The sequence below is a fragment of the Shinella sp. 1A1 genome (genome assembly GCF_055379515.1).
The window spans coordinates 942,093-964,084 of the sequence record NZ_AP039671.1; the positions used below are offsets into that span (position 1 = coordinate 942,093).

General features: G+C 67.1%; 25 protein-coding genes. 14 read left to right on the forward strand and 11 right to left on the reverse strand.

The window, feature by feature from the left end; translation table 11 throughout:
• Positions 1 to 75 precede the first annotated feature (75 nt).
• The 3 genes from ACZ48C_RS04620 (at position 76) to ACZ48C_RS04630 (ending at position 3,207) form a co-directional block, all read left to right on the forward strand.
• Positions 76 to 1,674, forward strand: coding sequence for an L-aspartate oxidase (locus ACZ48C_RS04620; RefSeq protein ID WP_464782339.1), 1,599 nt, complete (start codon positions 76 to 78; stop codon positions 1,672 to 1,674).
• A 39-nt stretch (positions 1,675 to 1,713) separates the two neighbouring features.
• Positions 1,714 to 2,619, forward strand: coding sequence for a carboxylating nicotinate-nucleotide diphosphorylase (nadC, locus tag ACZ48C_RS04625; protein WP_464782340.1), 906 nt, complete (start codon positions 1,714 to 1,716; stop codon positions 2,617 to 2,619).
• A 66-nt stretch (positions 2,620 to 2,685) separates the two neighbouring features.
• Entirely contained in the window at positions 2,686 to 3,207 is a 522-nt protein-coding gene (locus tag ACZ48C_RS04630; RefSeq protein ID WP_464782341.1) for a superoxide dismutase family protein, read from the forward strand.
• Here ACZ48C_RS04630 and ACZ48C_RS04635 read toward each other — a convergent pair whose 3' ends face one another.
• The 5 genes from ACZ48C_RS04635 to ygfZ form a co-directional block, all read right to left on the reverse strand.
• Entirely contained in the window at positions 3,208 to 4,038 is an 831-nt protein-coding gene (locus tag ACZ48C_RS04635) for a mechanosensitive ion channel family protein (protein WP_464782342.1), read from the reverse strand.
• 62 nt (positions 4,039 to 4,100) lie between these two features.
• Positions 4,101 to 5,078, reverse strand: a complete 978-nt coding sequence (locus ACZ48C_RS04640; RefSeq protein WP_464782343.1) for an NUDIX hydrolase — start codon at positions 5,076 to 5,078, stop codon at positions 4,101 to 4,103.
• Positions 5,075 to 5,608, reverse strand: a complete 534-nt coding sequence (locus tag ACZ48C_RS04645) for a tyrosine phosphatase family protein (protein ID WP_464782344.1) — start codon at positions 5,606 to 5,608, stop codon at positions 5,075 to 5,077. Before ACZ48C_RS04645 ends, ACZ48C_RS04640 begins: the two co-directional genes overlap by 4 nt.
• A 2-nt stretch (positions 5,609 to 5,610) precedes the next feature.
• Entirely contained in the window at positions 5,611 to 6,240 is a 630-nt protein-coding gene (locus tag ACZ48C_RS04650) for an HD family hydrolase (RefSeq protein WP_313195809.1), read from the reverse strand.
• Entirely contained in the window at positions 6,237 to 7,082 is an 846-nt protein-coding gene (gene ygfZ / locus ACZ48C_RS04655; protein WP_464782345.1) for a CAF17-like 4Fe-4S cluster assembly/insertion protein YgfZ, read from the reverse strand. Before ygfZ ends, ACZ48C_RS04650 begins: the two co-directional genes overlap by 4 nt.
• Before the next feature lie 163 nt (positions 7,083 to 7,245).
• Between ygfZ and ACZ48C_RS04660 the strand changes: the two genes are divergently transcribed.
• Complete coding sequence (locus ACZ48C_RS04660; RefSeq protein ID WP_464782346.1) at positions 7,246 to 7,869, forward strand: amino acid transporter; 624 nt, start codon at positions 7,246 to 7,248, stop codon at positions 7,867 to 7,869.
• Here the strand turns inward: ACZ48C_RS04660 and ACZ48C_RS04665 are convergent.
• The 4 genes from ACZ48C_RS04665 to ACZ48C_RS04680 all read right to left on the reverse strand — a co-directional run bounded on the left by ACZ48C_RS04665 (position 7,856) and on the right by ACZ48C_RS04680 (position 9,873).
• On the reverse strand, positions 7,856 to 8,653 hold the full coding sequence (locus ACZ48C_RS04665) for a hypothetical protein (protein ID WP_464782347.1): 798 nt from the start codon (positions 8,651 to 8,653) through the stop codon (positions 7,856 to 7,858). The two genes, ACZ48C_RS04660 and ACZ48C_RS04665, sit on opposite strands and share 14 nt — an antisense overlap.
• A 16-nt stretch (positions 8,654 to 8,669) precedes the next feature.
• Positions 8,670 to 8,939, reverse strand: a complete 270-nt coding sequence (locus ACZ48C_RS04670; protein ID WP_119258816.1) for a hypothetical protein — start codon at positions 8,937 to 8,939, stop codon at positions 8,670 to 8,672.
• Between the two features lie 92 nt (positions 8,940 to 9,031).
• The gene (locus tag ACZ48C_RS04675) at positions 9,032 to 9,457 is read right to left on the reverse strand and encodes a TIGR02301 family protein (RefSeq protein WP_424546739.1); all 426 of its coding nucleotides are present in this window, start codon (positions 9,455 to 9,457) and stop codon (positions 9,032 to 9,034) included.
• Positions 9,454 to 9,873, reverse strand: coding sequence for an NUDIX domain-containing protein (locus ACZ48C_RS04680; protein ID WP_464782348.1), 420 nt, complete (start codon positions 9,871 to 9,873; stop codon positions 9,454 to 9,456). The genes ACZ48C_RS04675 and ACZ48C_RS04680 overlap by 4 nt, the downstream gene beginning before the upstream one ends.
• A gap of 75 nt (positions 9,874 to 9,948) precedes the next feature.
• Here ACZ48C_RS04680 and ACZ48C_RS04685 point away from each other — a divergent pair, with 75 nt between their 5' ends.
• On the forward strand, positions 9,949 to 10,719 hold the full coding sequence (locus tag ACZ48C_RS04685) for an SOS response-associated peptidase (RefSeq protein WP_464782349.1): 771 nt from the start codon (positions 9,949 to 9,951) through the stop codon (positions 10,717 to 10,719).
• Between the two features lie 11 nt (positions 10,720 to 10,730).
• Here ACZ48C_RS04685 and ACZ48C_RS04690 read toward each other — a convergent pair whose 3' ends face one another.
• Entirely contained in the window at positions 10,731 to 10,913 is a 183-nt protein-coding gene (locus ACZ48C_RS04690; protein WP_119258812.1) for a hypothetical protein, read from the reverse strand.
• Between the two features lie 441 nt (positions 10,914 to 11,354).
• On the opposite strand from ACZ48C_RS04690, the gene cysS reads away from it, so the two are divergent.
• The 8 genes from cysS to rarD all read left to right on the forward strand — a co-directional run bounded on the left by cysS (position 11,355) and on the right by rarD (position 18,742).
• Complete coding sequence (gene cysS, locus ACZ48C_RS04695) at positions 11,355 to 12,827, forward strand: cysteine--tRNA ligase (protein ID WP_464782350.1); 1,473 nt, start codon at positions 11,355 to 11,357, stop codon at positions 12,825 to 12,827.
• A 176-nt stretch (positions 12,828 to 13,003) separates the two neighbouring features.
• A complete protein-coding gene (locus ACZ48C_RS04700) occupies positions 13,004 to 13,387 on the forward strand; it encodes an endonuclease domain-containing protein (protein WP_318911297.1) in 384 nt (127 codons plus the stop codon).
• Positions 13,384 to 13,866 carry a GFA family protein gene (locus tag ACZ48C_RS04705; protein ID WP_464782351.1) on the forward strand — a complete coding sequence of 161 codons (483 nt, stop codon included), beginning with the start codon at positions 13,384 to 13,386 and terminating at the stop codon, positions 13,864 to 13,866. The genes ACZ48C_RS04700 and ACZ48C_RS04705 overlap by 4 nt, the downstream gene beginning before the upstream one ends.
• The gene (locus ACZ48C_RS04710; protein WP_318911299.1) at positions 13,863 to 14,360 is read left to right on the forward strand and encodes a GFA family protein; all 498 of its coding nucleotides are present in this window, start codon (positions 13,863 to 13,865) and stop codon (positions 14,358 to 14,360) included. The genes ACZ48C_RS04705 and ACZ48C_RS04710 overlap by 4 nt, the downstream gene beginning before the upstream one ends.
• Before the next feature lie 127 nt (positions 14,361 to 14,487).
• Positions 14,488 to 14,970, forward strand: coding sequence for a GFA family protein (locus ACZ48C_RS04715; RefSeq protein ID WP_464782352.1), 483 nt, complete (start codon positions 14,488 to 14,490; stop codon positions 14,968 to 14,970).
• Complete coding sequence (gene pip, locus ACZ48C_RS04720) at positions 14,967 to 15,926, forward strand: prolyl aminopeptidase (RefSeq protein WP_464782353.1); 960 nt, start codon at positions 14,967 to 14,969, stop codon at positions 15,924 to 15,926. Before ACZ48C_RS04715 ends, pip begins: the two co-directional genes overlap by 4 nt.
• A 107-nt stretch (positions 15,927 to 16,033) precedes the next feature.
• Positions 16,034 to 17,647: a citramalate synthase gene (cimA, locus tag ACZ48C_RS04725; protein ID WP_119258807.1), complete on the forward strand. Its 1,614-nt coding sequence runs from the start codon at positions 16,034 to 16,036 to the stop codon at positions 17,645 to 17,647.
• Positions 17,648 to 17,797: 150 nt separating this feature from the next.
• Entirely contained in the window at positions 17,798 to 18,742 is a 945-nt protein-coding gene (gene rarD / locus ACZ48C_RS04730; protein ID WP_119258806.1) for an EamA family transporter RarD, read from the forward strand.
• Positions 18,743 to 18,797: 55 nt separating this feature from the next.
• On the opposite strand, the gene ACZ48C_RS04735 is transcribed toward rarD, so the two are convergent.
• Positions 18,798 to 19,418, reverse strand: coding sequence for an LOG family protein (locus tag ACZ48C_RS04735; RefSeq protein WP_119259128.1), 621 nt, complete (start codon positions 19,416 to 19,418; stop codon positions 18,798 to 18,800).
• A gap of 160 nt (positions 19,419 to 19,578) precedes the next feature.
• Here ACZ48C_RS04735 and ACZ48C_RS04740 point away from each other — a divergent pair, with 160 nt between their 5' ends.
• A complete protein-coding gene (locus ACZ48C_RS04740) occupies positions 19,579 to 21,879 on the forward strand; it encodes a LysM peptidoglycan-binding domain-containing protein (RefSeq protein WP_464782354.1) in 2,301 nt (766 codons plus the stop codon).
• Positions 21,880 to 21,992 lie beyond the last annotated feature (113 nt).

A 21,992-nucleotide genomic window follows, 5' to 3' on the forward strand; every position in this document is an offset into this window, starting at 1 on the left:
CCCCCCCTCTGTCACTTCGTGACATCTCCCCCACAAGGGGGGAGAACAGTCTGGTGCACGTCGGAGGAAAGACAAATGCCCATGGAAAGTTTCCGCCCGCAATCGTGGAACGGCATCGACGATATCGTCATCGTCGGCGGCGGGCTTGCGGGCCTGTTCTGCGCGCTGAAGCTCGCGCCGCGTCCCGTCACCATCCTCGCCGCCGCGCCCATCGGGCAGGGCGCGTCCTCCGCCTGGGCGCAGGGCGGCATCGCGGCGGCGATGAGCCCCGGCGACACCTTCGACAAGCACGTCGCCGACACGCTGGAAGCGGGCGCCGGCATCGTCGACGAGAAGATGGCGCGCTTCATGGTCTCCGAAGGCCCGGCGCGCATCCACGACCTGCTCGAATACGGCGTGCCCTTCGACCGCGACCTCGAAGGCAAGCTCCTGCTCTCCCGCGAGGCCGCCCATTCCGAGCGCCGTATCGTGCGCGTCAAGGGCGACATGGCCGGCAAGGCCATCATGGAGGCGCTGATCGCGGCCGTCCGCAACACGCCGTCGATCCGCGTGCTGGAAGGCTATGTCGTCGAGGAGCTAGTGCGCGAGGGCCGCTTCATTTCCGGCGTCGTCGCCCGGCCGGATGCCGGGCAGTCGAAGAACCGTGTGCATTTCCCCGCCCGCGCCGTCGTGCTCTGCTCGGGCGGTGTCGGCCATCTCTTCGCCGTCACCACCAATCCGTGGGAGGCCTGCGGCCAGGGCGTCGGCATGGCCGCCCGCGCCGGCGCGATCATCGCCGATCCGGAATTCGTGCAGTTCCACCCGACCGCCATCAATATCGGCCGCGACCCCGCGCCGCTCGCCACCGAGGCGCTGCGCGGCGACGGAGCGCATCTCGTCAATTCCGCCGGCCATCGCTTCATGCTGGATATCCACGCGGACGGCGAATTGGCCCCGCGCGACATCGTCTCGCGCGGCGTCTTCGCCGAAGTGCAGGCCGGCCGCGGTGCCTTTCTCGATTGCACCAAGGCCGTCGGCGCGCATTTCCCCGACATGTTCCCGACGGTCTACGCCTCCTGCAAGGCCGCCGGCATCGATCCGGTCAGCCAGCCGATCCCCGTCGTGCCTGCCGTGCATTATCACATGGGCGGCGTGCTGACGGATGCCGAGGGCCGCACCTCCATCGACGGCCTGTGGGCCGCCGGCGAGGTCACCTCCACCGGCGTCCACGGCGCGAACCGGCTCGCCTCCAACTCGCTGCTCGAGGCCGTCGTCTTCGCCGCCCGCATCGCGGAGAACATCAAGGGCATGCTGCCGGAGCCGAAGATCAACGACTGGGGCAAGAATGCCGGCGAGAGCGACGACCTCGTCACCATCGAGGACAGCCCCGCGCTCACGCGCCTGCGCCATGTCATGAGCGACCAGGCCGGCGTCATCCGCGATCGCGACGGCCTTGCGGCCGCCATCCGCGAGATCGCCACGCTGGAGCGCGAGAACAGCCGCATGCGCTTCCACAATATCGTCACCACGGCAAAGCTCATTGCCGTCGGCGCCTGGCTGCGCGAGGAAAGCCGCGGCGGCCATTTCCGCTCGGATTTCCCCGAGCAGAAGGCGGGCTGGAAGCACCGCACCTTCCTCACGCTCGCCGAGGCCGACAAGGTGGTCGCCGAGCTTTCGCAAACGGCGGCGGCCTGAAGTCGCCTCTTGAGACGCAATGAAACGGGACAAGCAGCCATGACCACCCCCTATCTCCCCGTCCTTTCGCCGCTGATGGTGGAGGAGCAGGTGCGCGCGGCGCTTGGCGAGGATCTCGGCCGGGCCGGCGACATCACCAGCCAGGCGACCATCGCGCCAGACATGACGGCGGCCGCCGAACTGAACATCCGCGAGGACGGCGTCGTCGCCGGCCTCGATCTCGCCCGCGCCGCCTTCCGCCTGATGGATCCCGCCATCCGCTTCGAGGCCTTCGTGAAGGACGGCGACACGCTTTCGCCGGGCACGGTGATCGCCACGGTCTCGGGACCGGCCCGCGCCGTGCTGTCCGCCGAGCGCGTGGCGCTCAACTTCCTCATGCACCTCAGCGGCGTCGCTTCCTACACGGCGCGCTTCGCCCGCGAGATCGCCCACACGCCGGCCAAGGTCTGCTGCACGCGCAAGACCATTCCCGGCCTCCGGGCGCTGGAGAAATACGCCGTGCGCATGGGCGGCGGCTCCTCGCACCGCTACGGGCTCGACGACGCGATCCTCATCAAGGACAACCACATCGCCGTCGCCGGCGGCGTTGCCGGGGCCATCCGCGCCGCACGGGCCTTCGCCGGCCATCTCGTCAAGGTCGAGGTGGAGGTGACGAACCTTGCGGAGTTGGAGGAGGCGCTGGACGCGCAGCCCGACGTGATCCTCCTCGACAATATGGGGCCGGAGCTCCTGCGCCGCGCCGTCGAGATCAACCGTGACAATGCCGGCCTTGCCGATGCCGTCTATGCGGCAGACCCGCGCCGCGTGAAGCTCGAAGCCTCCGGCAACGTGAACCTTTCGACGATCCGCGCCATCGCCGAGACCGGCGTCGACTATATCTCGACGTCCAAGATCACCATGGCCGCCCCGACGCTCGACATCGGCCTCGACGTCGTGCTGCGTTGAGCGCGGGAACACCCCAACGCAGGATGCGTTCCGGTTTCAGGTGAAAACCAACCGGAAGGACGCATCATGAACAAGATCCTTGGGCTCGCCGTCGCGGCGGGCATGCTGGCAGCGCTCGGCGCCCCGGCGCTCGCGCAGCAGGGGAAGAGCACGGCCGAGGCCAATTTCCTCAACCGCGCCGGCACGGAAACCGGCCGCGCGCACCTGACGGCCGGAAACGACGGCGTGCTGTTCGAGGTGGAGATCTCGGGCCTGACGCCACGCAAATGGGTGGCGCTGCATATCCACGATACCGGCGCCTGCGATCCGAGCGGCGGCCACGAATCGGCGGGCGGCCACTTCAACCCGGATGGGAAGGAGCACGGCTTCCTCGCCGCCGACGGCCCGCATGCCGGCGACCTTCCCAACCAGTATGTCGCCGACGACGGTGTGCTGCGCGCGCAGGTCTATTCAACGATGGTGCGCCTCGACGATGCCGAGCGCGGTATTCGCGGCCGCGCGCTGGTCGTCCATGCCGGCTCTGACGATTACCGCACCGGTCCGGCCGGCGGGGCCGGAGACCGGCTCGCCTGCGCCGTCATCAAGTAGCTATTCGGCCGGGGCCGCCTCTGCGGGCGGCTCCGGCAGGCTCTGCCCGAAGGCGATGCGCACGCGGCGGTTCATCTCCCGCGTCGTCCTGAACCATTGCGGCGTCGGCACCCAGTAGCGCAGCGTCAGCGTGGCGGCGTTTTCCGCGAGGCTGTCGACGAAGACCTGCGGCGGCGGCGCCGATTCGATGGTGGGCTCCTCACGCGCGATGGTCAGCAGGCGGTCGATCTCGTCGTCGATGTCCCGGTCGCTCGGGATGGTCACCTGGAGGTCGTGCTTGCGGGTGCGCTCGCGGCTGAAATTGGTGACCGGCGTGTTCCAGAGCGTGGAATTGGGCGCGAGGCGATAAAGGCCGTCGCTCGTCCTCAGCTCCGTGGCGAAGAGGCCGATTTCGGTGATCGTGCCGGTGACGTCCTTGGTCTCGATATATTCGCCGACCCGGAACGGGCGCAGCACCAGCAGCATGATGCCGGCCGCGATGTTCTGCAGCGTGCCCTGCAGCGCAAGGCCGATGGCGAGGCCCGCCGCGCCGAGCGCCGCGATGATCGAGGCCGTCTGCACGCCGAACTGGCCGAGCGCCGTCACGAAGACGAGGATGAGCACGGCATAGCGCAGCACATTGGCGAAGAAATGCGCCAGCGTCATGTCGATGCCCCGCACATGCGAGAGCCCGGAAAGCGCCCAGCGGTGCAGCAGCCGCGACAGGAACCAGCCGAGCAGCAGCAGCAACAGCGCGCCGAGAATGGAGAAGGAATATTGCACGGCGAGCGCGCTCGCCTGCGTCAGCGCTGCTCGCGTCGCGACGATAACGTCGGTTGCCTGTCGTTCCATGAAACCCTTTTCCCACCGTTGATATCGATGGCGAAATGGCAGGGAGGGAAAGAAGTTCCGATTTAGCGCATCCCGACCTTGAGGCCGGGCGCCGGGCGCTCCTCGAAGATGCGGCGGCGGAAGCGGAAGAGGGCGGCAGGCCGGCCACCCGTCGCGCTGGTGGAAGAGCCGGTCGGCTCCACCAGCTCGGCCCCTTCGACGAGCCGGCGGAAGTTCTGCTTGTGCAGATGCCGGCCCGAGATCGCCTCGACGGTCGCCTGAAGCTCGGTCAGCGTGAATTCCGGCGCCATCAGCTCGAAGATGACCGGGCGGTATTTGATCTTGCCGCGCAGCCGCGCCATGGCCGTCGCGAGGATGCGGCGATGGTCGTGGCGCATGGCGATGCCGGGCGAGGGCTGGCCGGCGCGCGCCCAGCCGTCCGTCACCGCCTCCTCGGCAAGGCCGGCCTCGTAGAGAAGCTCGTAGCGCTCCAGCACGCGCTCCTCGTCCCACGGGAAATCGTCGAGGCCGAAGGCGAGGCGGATGCGCGCGCGCGGCGACGGCATCGGGGTGGCGCGGTCGGCATTGGCCGCCTCGCTGCTCCATTGCTTGAGGGCGGGCAGGATCAGCTGGTCGATCACGGCGGGCCGGCCCTGCCGCCAGTCCTCCCAGGGAAGATAGGCATACCAGTCCCGCCAGGCGGCACCGGCTTCCGCCAGCTGCTCGTTCGCCTCGGCGTCCGTGCGCGTCAGCGCGAGATAGCCGACCGAGACCATGTGCGTGCCGGCCTCGTCGGGGGCTTTCTGCCGGCCGCGGTCGCCGAAGGTGTAGAGCTGCTCGATATAGCCGAGCTTCAGCGCTGTTTGCGCCTCCACGCTGGCGCGCAGGCTCGTCTCGAAAGTGCGGTGCTGGTGCGGATCGAAGGGGCCGAAGGGCAGGGCGTCGCGCTTGTGCGCGCCCTCGCCGCCGATGGCGAGGATGGAGGGGCTGCGCCCGGAAATCGCGACGACCGCCGCGTTGAGGCCGATCTCGACCGGGGGGCGGGCGCGGCTTTCCGTCACGGTTCTGCGCCTTCGGGAAGTGCGGAGAAGGAGAACGGGCTCTCGCCGACATAGTCCGCGCCGCGGCCGATGGCCTTCACCGCCGCGACGAGCTTTCCGCCCCGCCCGAGCACATGGTCGCCGATCGCCACCAGCCGCGCATTCGGCGTCGCCTGCGCGGAAGCGCGGCGCAGGCGCTGCGCGAGGTCATGGTCATCCTGGTCCGGCGCCACCGCGAGCGCGGCGATAAGCGCGGCGGCCGGCGAGCGCGAGACGCCCATCATGCAATGGACGAGAAGCGGCGCCTGCCGGTCCCAGCCGCGCGCGAAGCCGACGATCGCCGCCACATGCTCCTCGCCGGGCGCGACGAGATTGCCGGTGCCGGCAAAGGCGATGTCGTTGACGCCGAGGATCATGTGGCGTCCGGCGGAGATCACCGCCGGACGGTGGAAGTCCTGCTTCGGCGCGACGAGGCTCAGCATCTCGCGGCAGCGGTGGCGGACGGCGAGCTCCGCGATCCGGCCGAGCGGGGCGACGACGATCGTGCCCATGCTCACACCGCCGCGGCGAGGGGGCCGCGCTCGCGCTCCAGCGCGTCGAAGCGCTCGCAAAAGCGCCTTTGCGCCTCCACGGCGGGCACCGGCGCGATCTCGATCATGTCGAGCGTGATGCCGCGCGGCGCGCCGAAGAATTTCACGGCCTCGGCATGGGAGAAGCCGGCAAGCTCGGTCGCCTCGAAGAAGGCGGCGACCTGGTCGGCCTTCTTGATCTTCGCCTTCAGGCTCGCGGGCGTCGCCGCCGGCAGGCCGAAGCGCAGGTGCACGGCGGCCTCCAGCCGCTTCTCGACGGTCTTGTAACCGCCGCCGACCACGGCCTTGAAGGGCGAGATCATGTCGCCGATCACATATTCCGGCGCGTCGTGCAGCAGCGCCATCAGGCACTCGCCGGCGTCGCACCGGTTCTGGCGGCGGAAGATCGCCTCGACGGCCAGCGAATGCTGCGCCACCGAAAAGGCATGGTCGCCGTTGGTCTGGCCGTTCCAGCGGGCGACGCGGGCAAGGCCGTGGGCGATGTCGGAAAGCTCGATGTCGAGCGGCGAGGGGTTGAGGAGATCGAGGCGGCGGCCGGACAGCATGCGCTGCCAGGCGCGCGGCTCCGTCTTCGGGCGTGCCGCGCCGCTCATTGCGCCGGCACCTCGGATGCCTGCTCGGGGAAGGTGAGGCCGGTCCATGCCGGGAGCGTGAGGGTGACGGGCGCGCCGTCCGCGGTGATCGGCGTGCCGGCGGCGATGGCGTCGGCCACGCGGTCGATGCGCGCGATGGCAAGGCCGAGTGCGCCGGAGACGCTGCCGAGCGTGCCGACCGGCTTGCCGCCGGCCAGAAGCTCGGTGCCCGTCGCCGGAAGCGGCGCCTCGCCCGTGACGATGACGGGCCGGCGGCGGGCGGTGCCGCGATGTTGCATGCGGGAGACGACCTCCTGCCCGACATAGCACCCCGTGCGGAAGGAAAGCCCGCCGCTGAGATCGAGCAGAACGTCATGCGGGAAGGCGTCGGAAAGGGCGTAATCGCTGCCGGCCTCGGGAAGCCCCGCGGCAATGCGCAGCGCATCGTAGAGCACGGCATCGTCGCTGCCGCCGTCGCTTGCGCGGCGGGAAACGTCGATCCCCGTCTTGGCGAAGCGCACGTCGCGCGGCGCGCCGGCCTCTGCCGCGTCCCAGGAGACCGTCACCGCGTCGCCTTCGGCGGCCGCAAGGTCGACGGCGGCGCGCAGCTTGTACATGGTCAGCCGCTTGAGGAGGCCGTCGCGCTGGTCCTCCGTCGTTTCGATGAGGAAGGCATCCGGGCCGTCGCGGCGGATCAGGAAGTCGAAGAGAATCTTGCCCTGCGGCGTCAGCAGCGCGCCGGGGCGGATTTCATCCTCCCTAAGGTCGGGCAGATTGGTAGTGATCAGGTTCTGCAGGAAGGTTTCGGCATCCTTGCCGGAAATGCGGAGGAAGGCGCGGCCGGAAAGCGTGACGGAAGGCATGGTCGGATCCAGATTTGTCGTGCGCCGGACGAAGCCGGCGCCTGCGGTGCACCATCGCACCCGTTGATGCAGAGGTAGAACGGCTGGGCCGCTTTCGCAAGGTCGCGGCTGTTGCCCGCCGGCGCGATAGCGGTATGAAAGGCGCCCAAGGAGAGACCCGACGATGACCGCCCCGACAACGCCGCTTGCCCATGATGCATGGTCCGCCTGGCATCCGGCCGAACTCGCGCGCCGGCTTGCCGGCGTCCCGCGGCCCTGGTGCGTCGTCGGCGGCTGGGCGCTCGATCTCTGGCACGGCGCCGGGACGCGCCCGCACGAGGATCTGGAGTTCACCCTGCTGCGGCCCGATTTTTCGCTCTTCCGCGCGGCCTTGCCGGATGTCCGCCTTCATGCGGTGGGCGACGGCAAGGTGCGGCCGCTCGCGGAGGGCGAAGCGCCGCCGGCCGACATAGCGCAGGTATGGTGCGAGGACAGGGCGGCACGCCGCTGGCGGGTGGACATGATGCTGGAGGACGGCACGCCGGAGACCTGGATCTACAAGCGCGATCCGTCTATCCGCCGCCCGCGCCGTGAGGCCGTCCGGCGGGGCGCAGGAGGCATCCCCTATCTCGCGCCGGAGATCGTCCTGCTTTTCAAGGCGAAGTACCGACGCGACAAGGACGAGGCCGATTTCGCTCGGGCGCTGCCAAAGCTGGACGCTTCGGCGCGCGACTGGCTGCGGGAATGCCTTGGAGGGGCGCATCCCGGTCACGCATGGCTGGACGCGCTGGAGATTATTCGCCGGTGACGAAGAACTTCCACTGGCCGTCCGGCGTGATGCCGACGCGGTAGAAGTTGTAGCTGCCGAATTCCTGCATGTCGGAATAGTCGCCCGCCGTGACGATGCGCAGCAGCTCCACCTTTTCCGGCGGCGTCAGGCTCGTGAGCGGCTTTTCGGCGAAATAGGGCCAGACATACATCTCGTCCGCCGTGCCCTGGCCGACATGGGCGAAGCCCGTCGCCAGCACGTCGAGCAGGATCGCGAGGATCTCGATGCCGTCGGGATCGCCGGACTGGCCCTTCAGTGTCTCGACCGGCCCGTCCTCGCTTTCGACCATGGAGACCTGCGTCTCGGTCATGCCCTTGCCGAGCAGGGGGCGCAGGCGCTCGATATCGCCGGAAGCGGCGGCCTCGACGATGAGCTGGCGCATGCGGCGCACCGGCTCGGGCGCCTTGTCGATGTCGTAGAGCACCTCGACGGGCGCCTGCGGCTCTTCCGCAGGCTTGTCGGTGGTCGCCGGCGTTTCCTCGGCCGGTTCCGTCACCGCCTTGTCGTTGCGGATCAGTGGGTCCGGCCGCGGCAGTTCGACCGGGGCGGCTTCCTCTTCCTTGACGGCCGGCGCGGCCTTTTCGGCCTCGGCCGGCTTTTCGCCGTCGGCGGCTTTTTGCGGCACCTCGCCCGGCTCGTGCTTCAGCTCGCTGAGGGCGAAGGCCGGGCGCACGGGCGCGAGGAGCGTCGTCGTTGCGAAGAGCACCGACAAGGCGATGACGCTGCTGGAAAGCAGCTTGTTGCCGTCAGCCGACATCTGCATGACCTGTCTTTCCAGCCTATTGCAGGATGCGCTCGGGGGAGAATTCTCCAGCCAGCAGGCGCTCGCGAAGCGAATCGAGCAGCGCTTCCGCGCCCCGCTCGCCATGGACGCGAACCGTCTCGCGCAGGGCGAGCGCAATGGCCGCATCGGCGATGATTTCCGGTTCGATACCATCAGCCATGCCATCGGCCCAGGCCTCGTTCTGGTGTTCCAGAGCGGCCTGCATCTTCTCGTGCACGATCATCTCGTCGATATCGTTGAGAGTAGGTTCCATAGATCGGTCCATGCGAGGCATTCAGTTCTTACTGCACTGTTAACGACCTTAGCAGCCTTTTCCCAAAACGGCACTGGCTGCTGCGAAAACAGGTTAATTAATCCCTAATTTCCGAACCTTGCGGTAATTTCCGTGGCAAGTGTTGCACCTTCGTTACGGTATCTCTCTTCTGCGACAACTGCCGAGTCGGTGCAAGCGGTATAGATGGCGGCAAAGGAGCGGTATCCACGGTTGAATGCGGCGGTCAGCTTTTCCTGCCGCTTCGGCTCCTTGGCCGCTTCCAGCTCGATGATGCGCTGCATGGCGGCGCGCCAGTTGTCCTCCGCCTTGCCGGCGCAAAGATTGCGCAGGTAGTGCACGGCGCCGAGGATTTCCGAAAGCCGCTCCAGCCGCTCGTCATAAGGTGCGGGTTTTTCCTCGACGGGAGCGGCGGCCGGCGTTTCGGTTCCGGCGGCCTGCTTCGCCTTCTGGGCGAGGGCGGGGCCGGCAAGGGCAAGGCTTGCGATCAGGGCGAGGCGAATCACCTTCATGCGGCAGGTCCCAGCCGCTCGGCTTCCAGCCGGGCGATGCATTCGCGCACGCTGTCGGGCGCGGGAAGGCCCGCGATCTCCTCGGCCGTGTACCAGCCGACGCTCGCCGCATCGTCGGCGGCGACGGCGACCGCGCTCCGGTCGGCCTTCACCTTGAAGACGGAAAGGAAGAAGGAGGGGCTGCCGGGGCCGTCCTCGCGGCCCGGCAGGTCGTAGGTCGCGAAAAGCATGGGCTTTTCGGCCTTTATGCCGGTTTCCTCGAGGAGTTCGCGCAGCGCCGTCTCGGCCGGTGTCTCGCCGTCCTCGCCGCGCCCGCCCGGAAAGGCATACATGGCATCCGACGGCGGCTTGCTGCGCAGCACGAGCAGGTAGCGCCCGTCGCGCTCGATGATGGCGGAGGAGGCGGGCTGGGGCATCTTCGACTTCTTCATCGCTGTCCGGTTCGGTTGCGCTTCATTGACCCCTTATAGGCAAAGTGCGATGACGATGCCATGTGTGGACGATATGCATTGCTCGCCAGGACGGACCTCTTGCGGGAATTCCTCGGCATCGTGGATGTGGAGGATCCGCCGGCGCGCTACAACATCGCCCCGACGCAGCCGATCCTCATCGTCGTGGCGGGCGAAAGGCAGGAGCCCGGCAGCAACCTGCCGGAGCGCCGGGCGGTGCTCGTGCGCTGGGGCTTCATGCCCGGCTGGGTGAAGGACCCGCGCGATTTTCCGCTGCTGATCAATGCCCGCTCCGAGACGGCGGTGGGCAAGGCCTCGTTCAAGGCCGCCATGCGCCATCGCCGCATCCTCGTGCCGGCCTCCGGCTTCTTCGAATGGCGGCGGCCGGAGGAGAAGGGCGCGAAGGCGCAGGCCTATTTCATCCGCCCGCGGAAGGGCGAGATCGTCGCCTTCGCCGGCCTGATGGAGACCTGGTCTTCCGCCGATGGCTCGGAGGTCGATACCGGCGCGATCCTGACGACGGCGGCGAATAACGACATTTCCCGCATCCACGACCGCATGCCGGTCGTCATCCGCCCGGAAGATTTTTCCCGCTGGCTCGACTGCAAAGCGCAGGAGCCGCGCGACGTCGCCGACCTCATGAAGCCGATCGATGACGGCTTCTTCGAGGCCATTGCGATTTCCGACAAGGTGAACAAGGTCGCCAATATGGGACCGGACATCCTCGAGCCCGTCGAGGAGGAAGCGCCGATGCCGCAAAAGAACAAGGGCGCACAAGCGCCCCCATCGTCGGATCAGCTATCGCTCTTTTGACTTGGAGCCGCCTATTCGTAGAGCGACTGGAGCACCGGCGGCAAGTCGCGGTCGCGGCGCGCCTCAGTGGCCTTCACCTCCGGCTTGCACTGCGTGGCGGCAACCACGGCGCGCAGGCCGAGCGGCTTGTAGCGCTCCTGCAGGTTGGCATTGGCGGCGGCGGGTTGCGCCGGTTTCTTCTTGGCGATCGACATTCTCACTCTCCTGAAGTTGTCATCAGGCAGCCCCGTCTGGTTCCCCCGGTCGCTACCCCCGATGACCTATGCATTTACCGGACCCTTTCGGCCAAATTCTGCTCAAATCTTGATCGCTCTGCGGCGGAAGGCCCAAATCCACGGTTTCGGTGATCAATAAATATGACCGGCGGACATATCGCACGACGCACCGTGCGCCGGCTGTCACGCAGGTAACAGCTTGGGATAACAGGCCGAACGGGCAGGATTTTCGCGGCCCGGCCTTCACGCCGCTTGACCAAGGCCGCGCGCGGCGCGATAAAGCAGGCCATGAAAACGGTACTCTGCATTCGCCGGAGCATTATTCGCTAGCGCACGCGCTGGCCTGGCCGTTTTCGTCCCCCAAAATCCCCGGATGACAACGACCCGGCCAGCCGGGTGCACGCATTTTGGGAGATTTCCATGGCCGAAAAGCCGGTCCTGTCGCTGTACAACACGCTCACGCGCTCGAAGGAGCCCTTCGCTCCCATCGATCCCGACAACGTGCGCATGTATGTCTGCGGCCCGACGGTCTATGACTTCGCCCATATCGGCAATGCGCGGCCGGTCATCGTCTTCGACGTGCTCTATCGCCTGCTGCGCCATGTCTATGGCGAAGCCCACGTCACCTATGCCCGCAACATCACGGACGTCGACGACAAGATCAACGCCCGGGCGCTGCGCGATTTCGGCGGCGAGATCGAAAGCGGCGCCCTCTCGCTGAACGAGGCGATCCGCCGGGTGACGGAGAAGACGGCGAACCAGTTCCATTCCGATGTCGCCACGCTCGGCGCCATGCCGCCGACGCACGAGCCGCGCGCCACCGAATTCGTGCAGCCGCGCGAGGATGGCAAGGCGGACATGATCACCCTGATTCAACGTCTCATCGAACGCGGCCATGCCTATGAAACCAATGGTGAAGTGCTGTTCGACACCGGATCGATGGCCGATTACGGCCAGCTTTCGAAGCGCAATCTCGACGAGCAGCAGGCCGGCGCCCGCGTCGCCGTCGACGTGCACAAGAAGAATCCCGGCGACTTCGTGCTCTGGAAGCTCTCCTCGCCGGAGGAGCCCGGCTGGGAGAGCCCGTGGGGCCAAGAGGCGTGGAAGGCCGCAGGCCTGACAGGGAAACCAAAGGGCCGGCCCGGCTGGCATATCGAGTGCTCGGCCATGTCGGCGGCCTATCTCGGCGAGGTCTTCGACATTCATGGCGGCGGGCTCGACCTGATCTTCCCGCACCACGAGAACGAGATCGCCCAGTCGCGCTGCGCCCATGGCACGAAGGTCATGGCGAATGTCTGGATGCACAACGGCTTCGTGCAGGTCGAAGGCCGCAAGATGTCGAAATCCGAAGGTAACTTCGTCACGATCTACGAACTGCTGCACGAGGAGAAGTTCGGCGGGCGCAAATGGCCGGGCGAGGTGCTGCGCCTCGCCATGCTGATGACGCATTACCGCGAGCCGATCGACTTCTCCGTCAAGCGGCTGGAGGAGGCCGAGCGCCTTCTTTCCAAGTGGCCCGCCGGCGGCAATCCGGCGGAAGGCCGCGTGGACGAAACGGTGCTGGCGCCGCTCTTCGACGACCTCAACACGGTCGGCGCCGTGCAGGCCCTGCATGCGCTCGCCCAATGCGCCAACAGCGACCCGCTGATGCTGCCCGTCTTCGCCGCCAGTGCCCGGCTTCTCGGCGTGGAGCCGAAGAAGGCCGAGGTCTCGAAGGCGCTGGAGGAGAGCATCGATTCGATCATCCAGCTCCGCCTCGAAATGCTGAAGGCGAAGAACTTCACCGAGGCCGACAGGATTCGCGACGACCTCTCCGCCAAGGGCATCCAGCTGAAAGACGGCAAGGACCCGGCGACGGGCGAACGCGTGACGACGTGGGAGGTGAAGCGTTGAGACAAGCCACCCCCCTCTGTCACTTCGTGACATCTCCCCCACAAGGGGGGAGATCGGGGACTCGTGGCTTCCGCTTCGAAAATCAATTACTGGTTGAGTTCGCGATGAGCGATTATGCTGGCACCCAATCTCCCCCCTTGTGGGGGAGATGTCACGAAGTGACAGAGGGGGGTGCCATGCCGCACGGGAAGGTTTCGAGGCTCAATCGCCTTCGCGCGCGCCGGATGCGCAAGATCCTGACGGATGCCGAGCTCGCCCTCTGGAACGAACTGCGTGCCCATCGTCTCATGGGGCTGAGTTTTCGGCGCCAGATGCCGGTAGCCGGATACATCGTCGATTTCGCCTGCCCAGCCCATCGCATCGTTGTCGAGCTCGATGGATCGCAGCACGCGACGGACACGTCGCTGCGATATGATGCCGACCGGACACGGCGTCTCGAAGCGGATGGCTGGACAGTTTTGCGGTTCTGGAATGACGACGTGCTGAAGGATATGGACAATGTTTGCCGCCATATCCTTGCCGTCGTAGAAGAGCGCCGGAACAGGGAGCCCGCGCCATGACCACCCCCTTCTACACCGGCGGATGCCAGTGCGGTGCCATGCGCTTTCATGTCGAGGGCGCGCTGGGGGATGCGTCGGTCTGTCATTGCCGGATGTGCCAGAAGGCGGGCGGGAACTTCTATCTGCCGCTGGTTTCGGTCAGCGGCGCGAAGCTGACATGGACGCGCGGCGCGCCGAAGCGCTTCCGCTCCTCCAACCACGGCTATCGCGGTTTCTGCGCGGAATGCGGCACGCCGCTGACCTATGAGGCGCCGGACGGCGTGGCGCTGACCATCGCCGCTTTCGACGATCCAGCCGAGATCGCTCCGCGCATCCAGTGGGGCATCGAGGCGAAGCTGCCTTACGTCGACACGATCCGCGACCTGCCGGGCGAGGATACGATGGCCGACCAGGGGGCTGCCGCCTTCCTCGCCGACCTCGTCTCCTACCAGCATCCCGACCACGATACCGACGAATGGCCGCCGGAGCGCGCGCCATGAGCATCTCGCGCATCTATACCGGCGGCTGCCAGTGCGGCGCGGTGCGCTATCGTGTCGAGGGCACGCTCGGCGATCCGCATCTGTGTCATTGCCGCATGTGCCAGAAGGCGGCGGGCAACTATTTCCTGCCGCTCGCCAATGCCCCGCGCGAGCGCTTTTCCATCACGCGCGGCGAGCCGGGCTGGTTCCGGTCGTCGGAGATCGTGCGCCGCGGCTTCTGCCGGGATTGCGGCACGCCGCTCTTCTATGACGGCCTCGCCTCGGCCCATATCAATGTGACGCTTGGCTCGCTCGACGACCCGGACGACGTGCGCCCCATCGCTCAATCCGGCGTCGAATCGCGCGTCGTCTGGTTCCCGCAACTGGCCAGATTGCCGGAGCACGAAAGCAATGAAGGAGAGGGCGGCGAGGCGCGGCATGTGGCGATCCGTGATTCGAACCGCCAGCATCCCGACTACGATACCGACCACTGGCCGCCGGAGGATGCTCCATGAGCGATCCCAGGCCCGAGCTCGGCTTTCCCCGCAAGTGGCTCTATCTCATCGCCGGCAAGCTGATCCTCGTCACGGCCGTCGTGATCGCCGTCGTCGTCTATTCCTCTTATCGCTGAAGGAGCCTGCCATGACCACGGAACAGGAAAAGACAAGGACCGGCGGCTGCCAGTGCGGCGCCGTGCGCTTCCGCATCCACGGCGCGCTCGGCCGCCCGTCGATCTGCCATTGCCGTATGTGCCAGAAGCAGTTCGGCGGCTTCTTCGGCCCGCTCGTCACCGTCGAGGGCGAGGCCGAATGGACGCGCGAGGAGCCGAGCTACTTCCAGTCCTCGGTCAATATCGCGCGCGGCTTCTGCAAGCGCTGCGGCACGCCGCTGACCTACAAGCATCCCGGCGGGCTGGAGATCGCCATCGGCGCTTTCGACGACCGCAGCGACCTCGCTCCGCAGATCCAGGTCAATTACGGTTCGCGCCTGCCCTGGGTGGAGGCGATCTTCTCCGCCCCGGTGCATGACGACCCGGATTACTACAGCCGGCAGGAGACGATCATCTCCTTCCAGCATCCCGATCACGAAACCGAAAACTGGCCTGCCCACGGAATGAAACTATGAGCGAAGCGTTGCGTACCCTCTATCCCGAGATCGAGCCCTATGCCTGCGGCCATCTCGATGTCGGCGACGGGCATGTCATCTACTGGGAGCGGGCCGGCACGCCGGGCGCCAAGCCCGCCGTCTTCCTGCATGGCGGCCCGGGCGGCACGATCTCGCCGAGCCACCGCCGGCTGTTCGATCCGAAGCTCTACGACGTGACGCTGTTCGACCAGCGCGGCTGCGGCCGCTCCACGCCCCATGCGGGGCTCGAAGCCAACACCACCTGGCATCTCGTTTCCGACATGGAGCGGCTGCGCGAGATGGCGGGCGCGGAAAAGTGGCTGGTCTTCGGCGGTTCGTGGGGCTCGACGCTGGCGCTCGCCTATGCCGAGAAGCATCCCGAACGCGTGTCCGAACTCGTGCTGCGCGGCATCTACATGCTCACCAAGGCCGAGCTCGACTGGTACTACCAGTTCGGCGTCTCGGAAATGTTCCCCGACAAGTGGGAGCGCTTCCTCGCGCCCATCCCGCCGGAAGAGCGCCACGAGATGATGCAGGCCTATTACCGCCGCCTGACGGGCGCGGACAATGCGGTGCGCATCGCCGCCGCCAAGGCCTGGAGTCTCTGGGAAGGCGAGACGATCACGCTTCTGCCGGAGCCGTCGACGAGCGACCATTTCGGCGAGGACGAATTCGCCGATGCCTTCGCCCGGCTGGAGACGCATTTCTTCGTCAATGCCGGCTGGCTGGAGGAGGGGCAGCTGCTTCGCGACGCCGACAGGCTGAAGGGCATCCCCGGCATCATCGCCCACGGCCGCTACGACATGCCGTGCCCGGCGAAGAACGCCTGGGCGCTGCACAAGGCCTGGCCGGAATCGGAATTCTACCTCGTCGAAGGAGCGGGCCATGCCTATTCCGAACCCGGCATCCTCGACCGCCTGATTTATGCGACCGACAAGTTTGCCGGTAAAGTTTGAGAGATTACCCCTCATCTTGGCCTTCTCCCCGCTTGCGGGGAGAAGGTGGCGGCAGCCGGATGAGGGGCAGATTTGAAGTACCAGGACCGTTCCCAGGGAGGGAACCGATGAAAGACCGTATCTACCTTTTCGACACCACGCTTCGCGACGGCCAGCAGACGCCCGGCATCGACTTTTCCGTCGAGGACAAGATCGCCATTGCCGGCATGCTGGACGAGTTCGGCCTGGACTATGTCGAGGGCGGCTATCCGGGCGCCAACCCGACCGATACGGCCTTCTTCGCGAAGAAACGCACCGGCCGCGCCAAGTTCGTCGCCTTCGGCATGACGAAGCGCGCGGGCGTTTCCGCCTCCAACGATCCCGGCCTTGCCGCGCTCCTCGATTCGCGGAGCGACGCGATCTGTCTCGTCGCCAAGAGCTGGGACTATCATGTGCGCGTCGCGCTCGGCTGCACCAATGAGGAGAACCTCGAGAGCATCGCCGAATCCGTGAAGGCGGTCGTCGCCTCCGGCCGTGAATCCATGATCGACTGCGAGCACTTCTTCGACGGCTACAAGGCGAATCCCGAATACGCATTGGCTTGCGCGAAAACCGCCTTCGCCTCCGGTGCGCGCTGGGTCGTGCTCTGCGACACCAACGGCGGCACGCAGCCCTCCGAGGTGCAGGCCATCGTGAAGGCGGTGATCGCCGCCGGCGTGCCGGGCGCAAACCTCGGCATCCACGCCCATAACGACACGGGGCAGGCCGTCGCCAATTCGCTGGCCGCCGTCGAGGCGGGTGTGCGGCAGGTGCAGGGCACGCTCAACGGCATCGGCGAGCGCTGCGGTAACGCCAATCTCGTGACGCTCGTGCCGACGCTCGCGCTGAAGGAAGCCTATAGCGGGCGCTTCGAGATCGGCATCGACACGGAGGAGCTGACCGGCCTCACCAAGCTCGCCCACACCTTCGACGAACTCTTGAACCGTTCGCCCGATCATCAGGCGCCCTATGTCGGCGCCTCCGCCTTCGCCACCAAGGCCGGCATCCATGCCTCCGCGCTCCTCAAGGACCCGCGCACCTACGAGCATGTCACGCCGGAAAGCGTCGGCAACCTGCGCAAGGTCATGGTGTCGGACCAGGGCGGCAAGGCGAACTTCATCAACGCCCTGAAGCTGCGCGGCATTTCGGTCGCCAAGGACGATCCGAAGCTCGACCGGCTCATCCAGATCGTCAAGGAGCGCGAGGCGACCGGCTATGCCTATGAGGGCGCGGATGCGAGCTTCGCGCTGCTGGCCTACCGCACGCTCGGCACGGTGCCGGATTTCTTCCATGTCGAGAGCTTCCGCGTGATGGTCGAACGGCGCTATGACGCCAACGGCCAGCTCAAGACCGTGTCGGAAGCCGTGGTGCGGGTGATCGTCGACGGCGAGACCATGATGTCCGTCGCCGAGGGCCACGGCCCGGTCAACGCGCTCGACCTTGCGCTGCGCAAGGACCTCGGCAAGTACCAGGGCGAGATCGCCGACCTGGAGCTGGCGGACTACAAGGTCCGTATCCTCAACGGCGGCACCGGGGCCATCACCCGCGTCCTGATCGAATCGACCGACGCTTCCGGCGCCCGCTGGTGGACGGTCGGCGTCTCCGACAACATCATCGATGCCTCCTTCCAGGCGCTGATGGATTCCATCGTCTACAAGCTGCTGAAGAACCGCGGCGAAGCGGGGCGCGTGGCGGCGGAGTAGTCTTTCCAGCGCATGGCGCCTGCGAAGGCAGGCCGCCATGCGCCCGAGCTTCAGCGCCACTCATCGTCCCTTCACCGGAATGAATTGGTACATTCGCCGGCATTGGAGTAGGACGTCGGAAAATCCGAAAAATCGACGGGAAACGACACCATGGCCGACGCAAACTCCTCCAGCGGCCCTCAGACGGGCGATTCGCCGCGCGGTTTCGCCTTTGCGCTGATAGCCTATGTGCTGTGGGGCTTCCTGCCCTTCTTCATGAAGGCCGTATCCCATATCCCCGCGCCCGAAGTGGTGGCGCACCGCATCGTCTGGTCTGTGCCGCTCGCCGGCCTCGTTCTGGTCTGGCTCGGCCGCACGGCCGATATCAAGGCGGCGCTGCGCTCGCCGCGCATGCTCGCCATGGCGACGCTGACGGCGGTGCTGATCACCATCAACTGGGGCATCTATGTCTGGGCGATCAGCGTCGGCCGCACCATCGAGACGGCGCTCGGCTACTATATCAACCCGCTCTTTTCGATCTTCCTCGGCGCGGTGCTTCTGAAGGAAAAGCCGAGCCCGGCGCAGATGGTGGCGATCGGCCTTGCCGCCTGCGCGGTGGCTATCCTCGCCTTCGATGCCGGCGGGCTGCCGTGGGTGTCGCTCGGCCTCTGCTTCTCCTGGGGCTTCTACGCCTTCTTCCGCAAAACCCTGCCGATCGGCCCGAACCAGGGCTTCTTCCTCGAAGTGCTGCTGCTCAGCGTGCCGGCGCTCGCCTATGTGATCTGGCTGGAAGCGAGCGGCGGGGGCCATTTCGGCGATACCGGCATGGCGGATGTCCTCTGGCTGCTCGCCTGCGGCATCGTCACGGCGATCCCGCTGATGATCTATGCCAACGGCGCGAAGCTCCTGCGCCTGTCGACCATCGGCATCATGCAGTACATCGCCCCGACGATGATCTTCCTCATCGCCGTCTTTGCCTTCGGCGAGCCCTTCGGCACCACCAAGCTCATCGCCTTCGGCTTCATCTGGGCCGCGCTCTTCATCTATTCCGGCGCGATGCTGCGCGGCGCCCGCGCAAAACGCCTCGCGGCGACGGAATTGAAACCGGCGGAATGAACGAAAAAAGCCGGAGGTGAGACCTCCGGCTTTTTTGTTTCCGTCGCTCCCGGCGTCAGAGCTTTGCGATGATCTCGGCTTCGCCCTCGCGGTCGATCTGGCCGGCCCAGTGCTCGACAAGGGCGGAGACGATTTCTTCCGGGTCGTCGATGACGAGCGGCTGGACGAGATGGGCGGTGTGGATGAAGCCCTCATCGGCCATGTGGCGGATGAGCTTCAGCATCGGGTCCCAGAAGCCGCCGATATTGGCGAAGACCATCGGCTTCCTGTGCCGGCCGAGCTGCGCCCAGGTCATCACCTCGACGATCTCCTCCAGCGTGCCGATGCCGCCCGGCAGGGCGACGAAGGCGTCGGCGCGGTCGAACATCTTGTGCTTGCGCTCGTGCATGTCGGGCGTGACGATCAGTTCGCTGAGCTGGCCCAGCGAATGGCGCGTGGCCTCCATATCCACGAGGAATTGCGGTATGATGCCGGTGACGCGCCCGCCATGCGAGAGCACGCCGCTGGCGACGGCTCCCATGATGCCCTTGGTCCCGCCGCCATAGACGAGCTGGAGGTGGTTTTCCGCCATCGCCTTGCCCAGCAGCCTTCCGGCGGTGACATAGGCAGAATCACGGCCCGGCTGGGAGCCGCAGTAAACGCAGACGGATCGAATCGGCATGTTTTGCTCACTCATGCCCCGATTCAGACACCCGCCCGGCGGCCCGTCAAGGATATTGACCGAAAAAGCGTGGGGGCAAGGCCGCCAAAGCCCCCGAAACCTTGTGCAAGGCACTGGGAACCGATAGCAATTTCGGCAGGGGACGCCCCGGGAAACCGGGACAGAGAGAGAGTTGATGATGAAGAACAAGACCGGCCTGGTGGCCTTGATCGTGCTGGCGGCGGCAACGCTGCTCATGGTTTTCTTCGTGCTGCCCAACATGAACAAGGAAAAGCCCGCGCAAACGCCGGTCGCATCGCTTGCCGAAAAGCCGGTCGAGGGCGGCGGCGATACCAGGACGACGGACGGCAAGCAGGCCCGCGCGACGGGTGAGCAGCCCGCGGCCGGCACGGCTTCCAGCGGCGATGCCACTGCCACGGCCGCCGCGACGCAGGAAACCGCCAAGGCCGACGCCACCCCCGCCGAGCCTTCGGCCGATCCCACGGCCGGCTGGGTCACGCCCGCCTTCGATCTCCTGCGTGTCGAGCCGGACGGCTCCACGGTGATCGCCGGCCGCGGCCAGCCGAACACCAGGCTGGAGATCCGCAACGGCGAGACGGTCGTCGCCACGACCGATATCGGCCCCTCGGGCGATTTCGCCGCCGTGTTCGACCAACCGCTCGCCGCCGGCGACTACCAGCTCACGCTGAACACCAAGGACGACAAGGGCGATACGAAGACCTCCGAGGAGGTCGCGACTGTTTCCGTGCCGAAGGACGGCAGCGGCGAGCTGCTCGCCATGGTCTCGAAGCCCGGTGAGGCGAGCCGGCTGATCACGATGCCGGAAGCCGCGCAGAAGGCGGCCGGCGAAGCGGCCGGTACATCCGCCGGTCCGGCGGGCGGCGAAGTCGCATCCGCCGCGGGCGAAGTGCCGCTGGCCACGGGCGGGCAGACCGTGACCGGGGGCGAAGCCGCCGGCGCGCAGCCGACGGGCGAGGGCACCCAGCCCGCCGCCGATACGGATGCCGCCGCGAAGGCGCAGGCGCGCGTTTCGGCCGTGGAGCTGGAAGGCGAGCGTATGTTCGTCGCCGGAACGGCCAGGCCGAACGCACTGGTCCGCATTTATGCCGACGACAAGCTCGTCGGCGAGGCCAAGGCCGATGAAGCGGGCCGCTATGTCATCGATGGCAAGATCGTTCTCTCTGTCGGCCGCCATACGGTTCGCGCCGATGTCATGAATGCCGACGGCAGCAAGGTCGATTTCCGCGCCTCCGTTCCGTTCGACCGGCCGGAAGGCGAGCAGGTCGCAGTGGTCGCGCAGGAAAATGCCGCGACCGATGCCGGCCCGGGCCTCGGCCTCATCGGCGGCGGCACCTTCGACAAGCTGCGCACCGAGGCGGACAAGGCGCTTGCGCTCCTCAAGGGCCTTTACGCCGACGGCCGCGTGCCGAGTGCCGAGGAACTGGCGGCGGCCCGCTCCGCGACGGAGATCGCGCTGAAGTCGCTGGCCGAGTTCAAGCCCGGCGAGGAGGAAGGGGAGGCGGCCCGCCAGATGGCGGCCAAGGCCTCCGCCGCTGCCGCCTCCGCGTTGACCCGCCTTCATGCGTTGCCGCCGGATGCTGCCGCTGTCGGCGAGGCGCTCGGCTCGATCGAGACCGCCGTTGCCGATGCGCTCGCCCCGGCGATCGAGAAGGCCCATGACGCGGCCGGCAACGTGACGGCCGCCGCGGACAACTCCATCGAGGCGCTGGCCGGTCAGGCGACCGCCCTGCAGCAGCAGTTCGTCGCACTCTTCGCCGATGGCAGGAATGCCACGGCGGCGGAGATACAGACGGGCCGCACGGCGCTCGAAAGCGCGCTGATGCGCCTCACCGGCTTCGTGCCGCCGGCCGATACCGCCGCCGACGTCAAGGCCGCCATCGAGGAGCTGAAGGGCTGGGCCGCGACCGCGCTCGACCGCCTTGCCGCCGTGCCTGCCGGCGCGGGCAAGGAAGCCTACCAGCAGGCGCTCGTCGCGCTCGAGGGCATGCCCTCGCTGACCGCCGCCGCCAATGCCGTTGCAACCGCGACGCAGGGCGCCGCCGCCGCGACGGACGGCTCTGCTGCGACCAACGGTGCCACGGCAACCGATGGCGCGGCTGCAGGCGAGGGCGCTTCCACCGCTGCGGGCACCGAAAGCGGTGCGGCATCGGGCGGCCAGGCCGCGGCCTCCACGGGCGGCGAGGCTGTCGCCGGGGAGCCGGAAACGGTCGAGCAGGCGCCGCTCAAGGAGAGCAAGACTTCGGTCATCATCCGCCGCGGCGATACGCTGTGGCAGATCTCCCGCCGCATCTACGGCAAGGGCGTGCGCTACACCACGATCTACCTCGCCAACGAGGACCAGATCGCCAACCCGGACCGCATCATCCCCGGCCAGGTCTTCGGCGTGCCGGACAAGACCATGGAGACCGACGCCGAGGCCGAGAAGATGCACCGCAAGCATATGCGCGGGAATTGACGGCCGTTATTTCCTGCCGGCCGTTGCGAAACGGCCGGCAAGGTCCTATCTCCGCTATGCGGCGCCCCACCGGGCGCCGTATTTCATTCCATGCGCGATTGCGTGAAGACGAA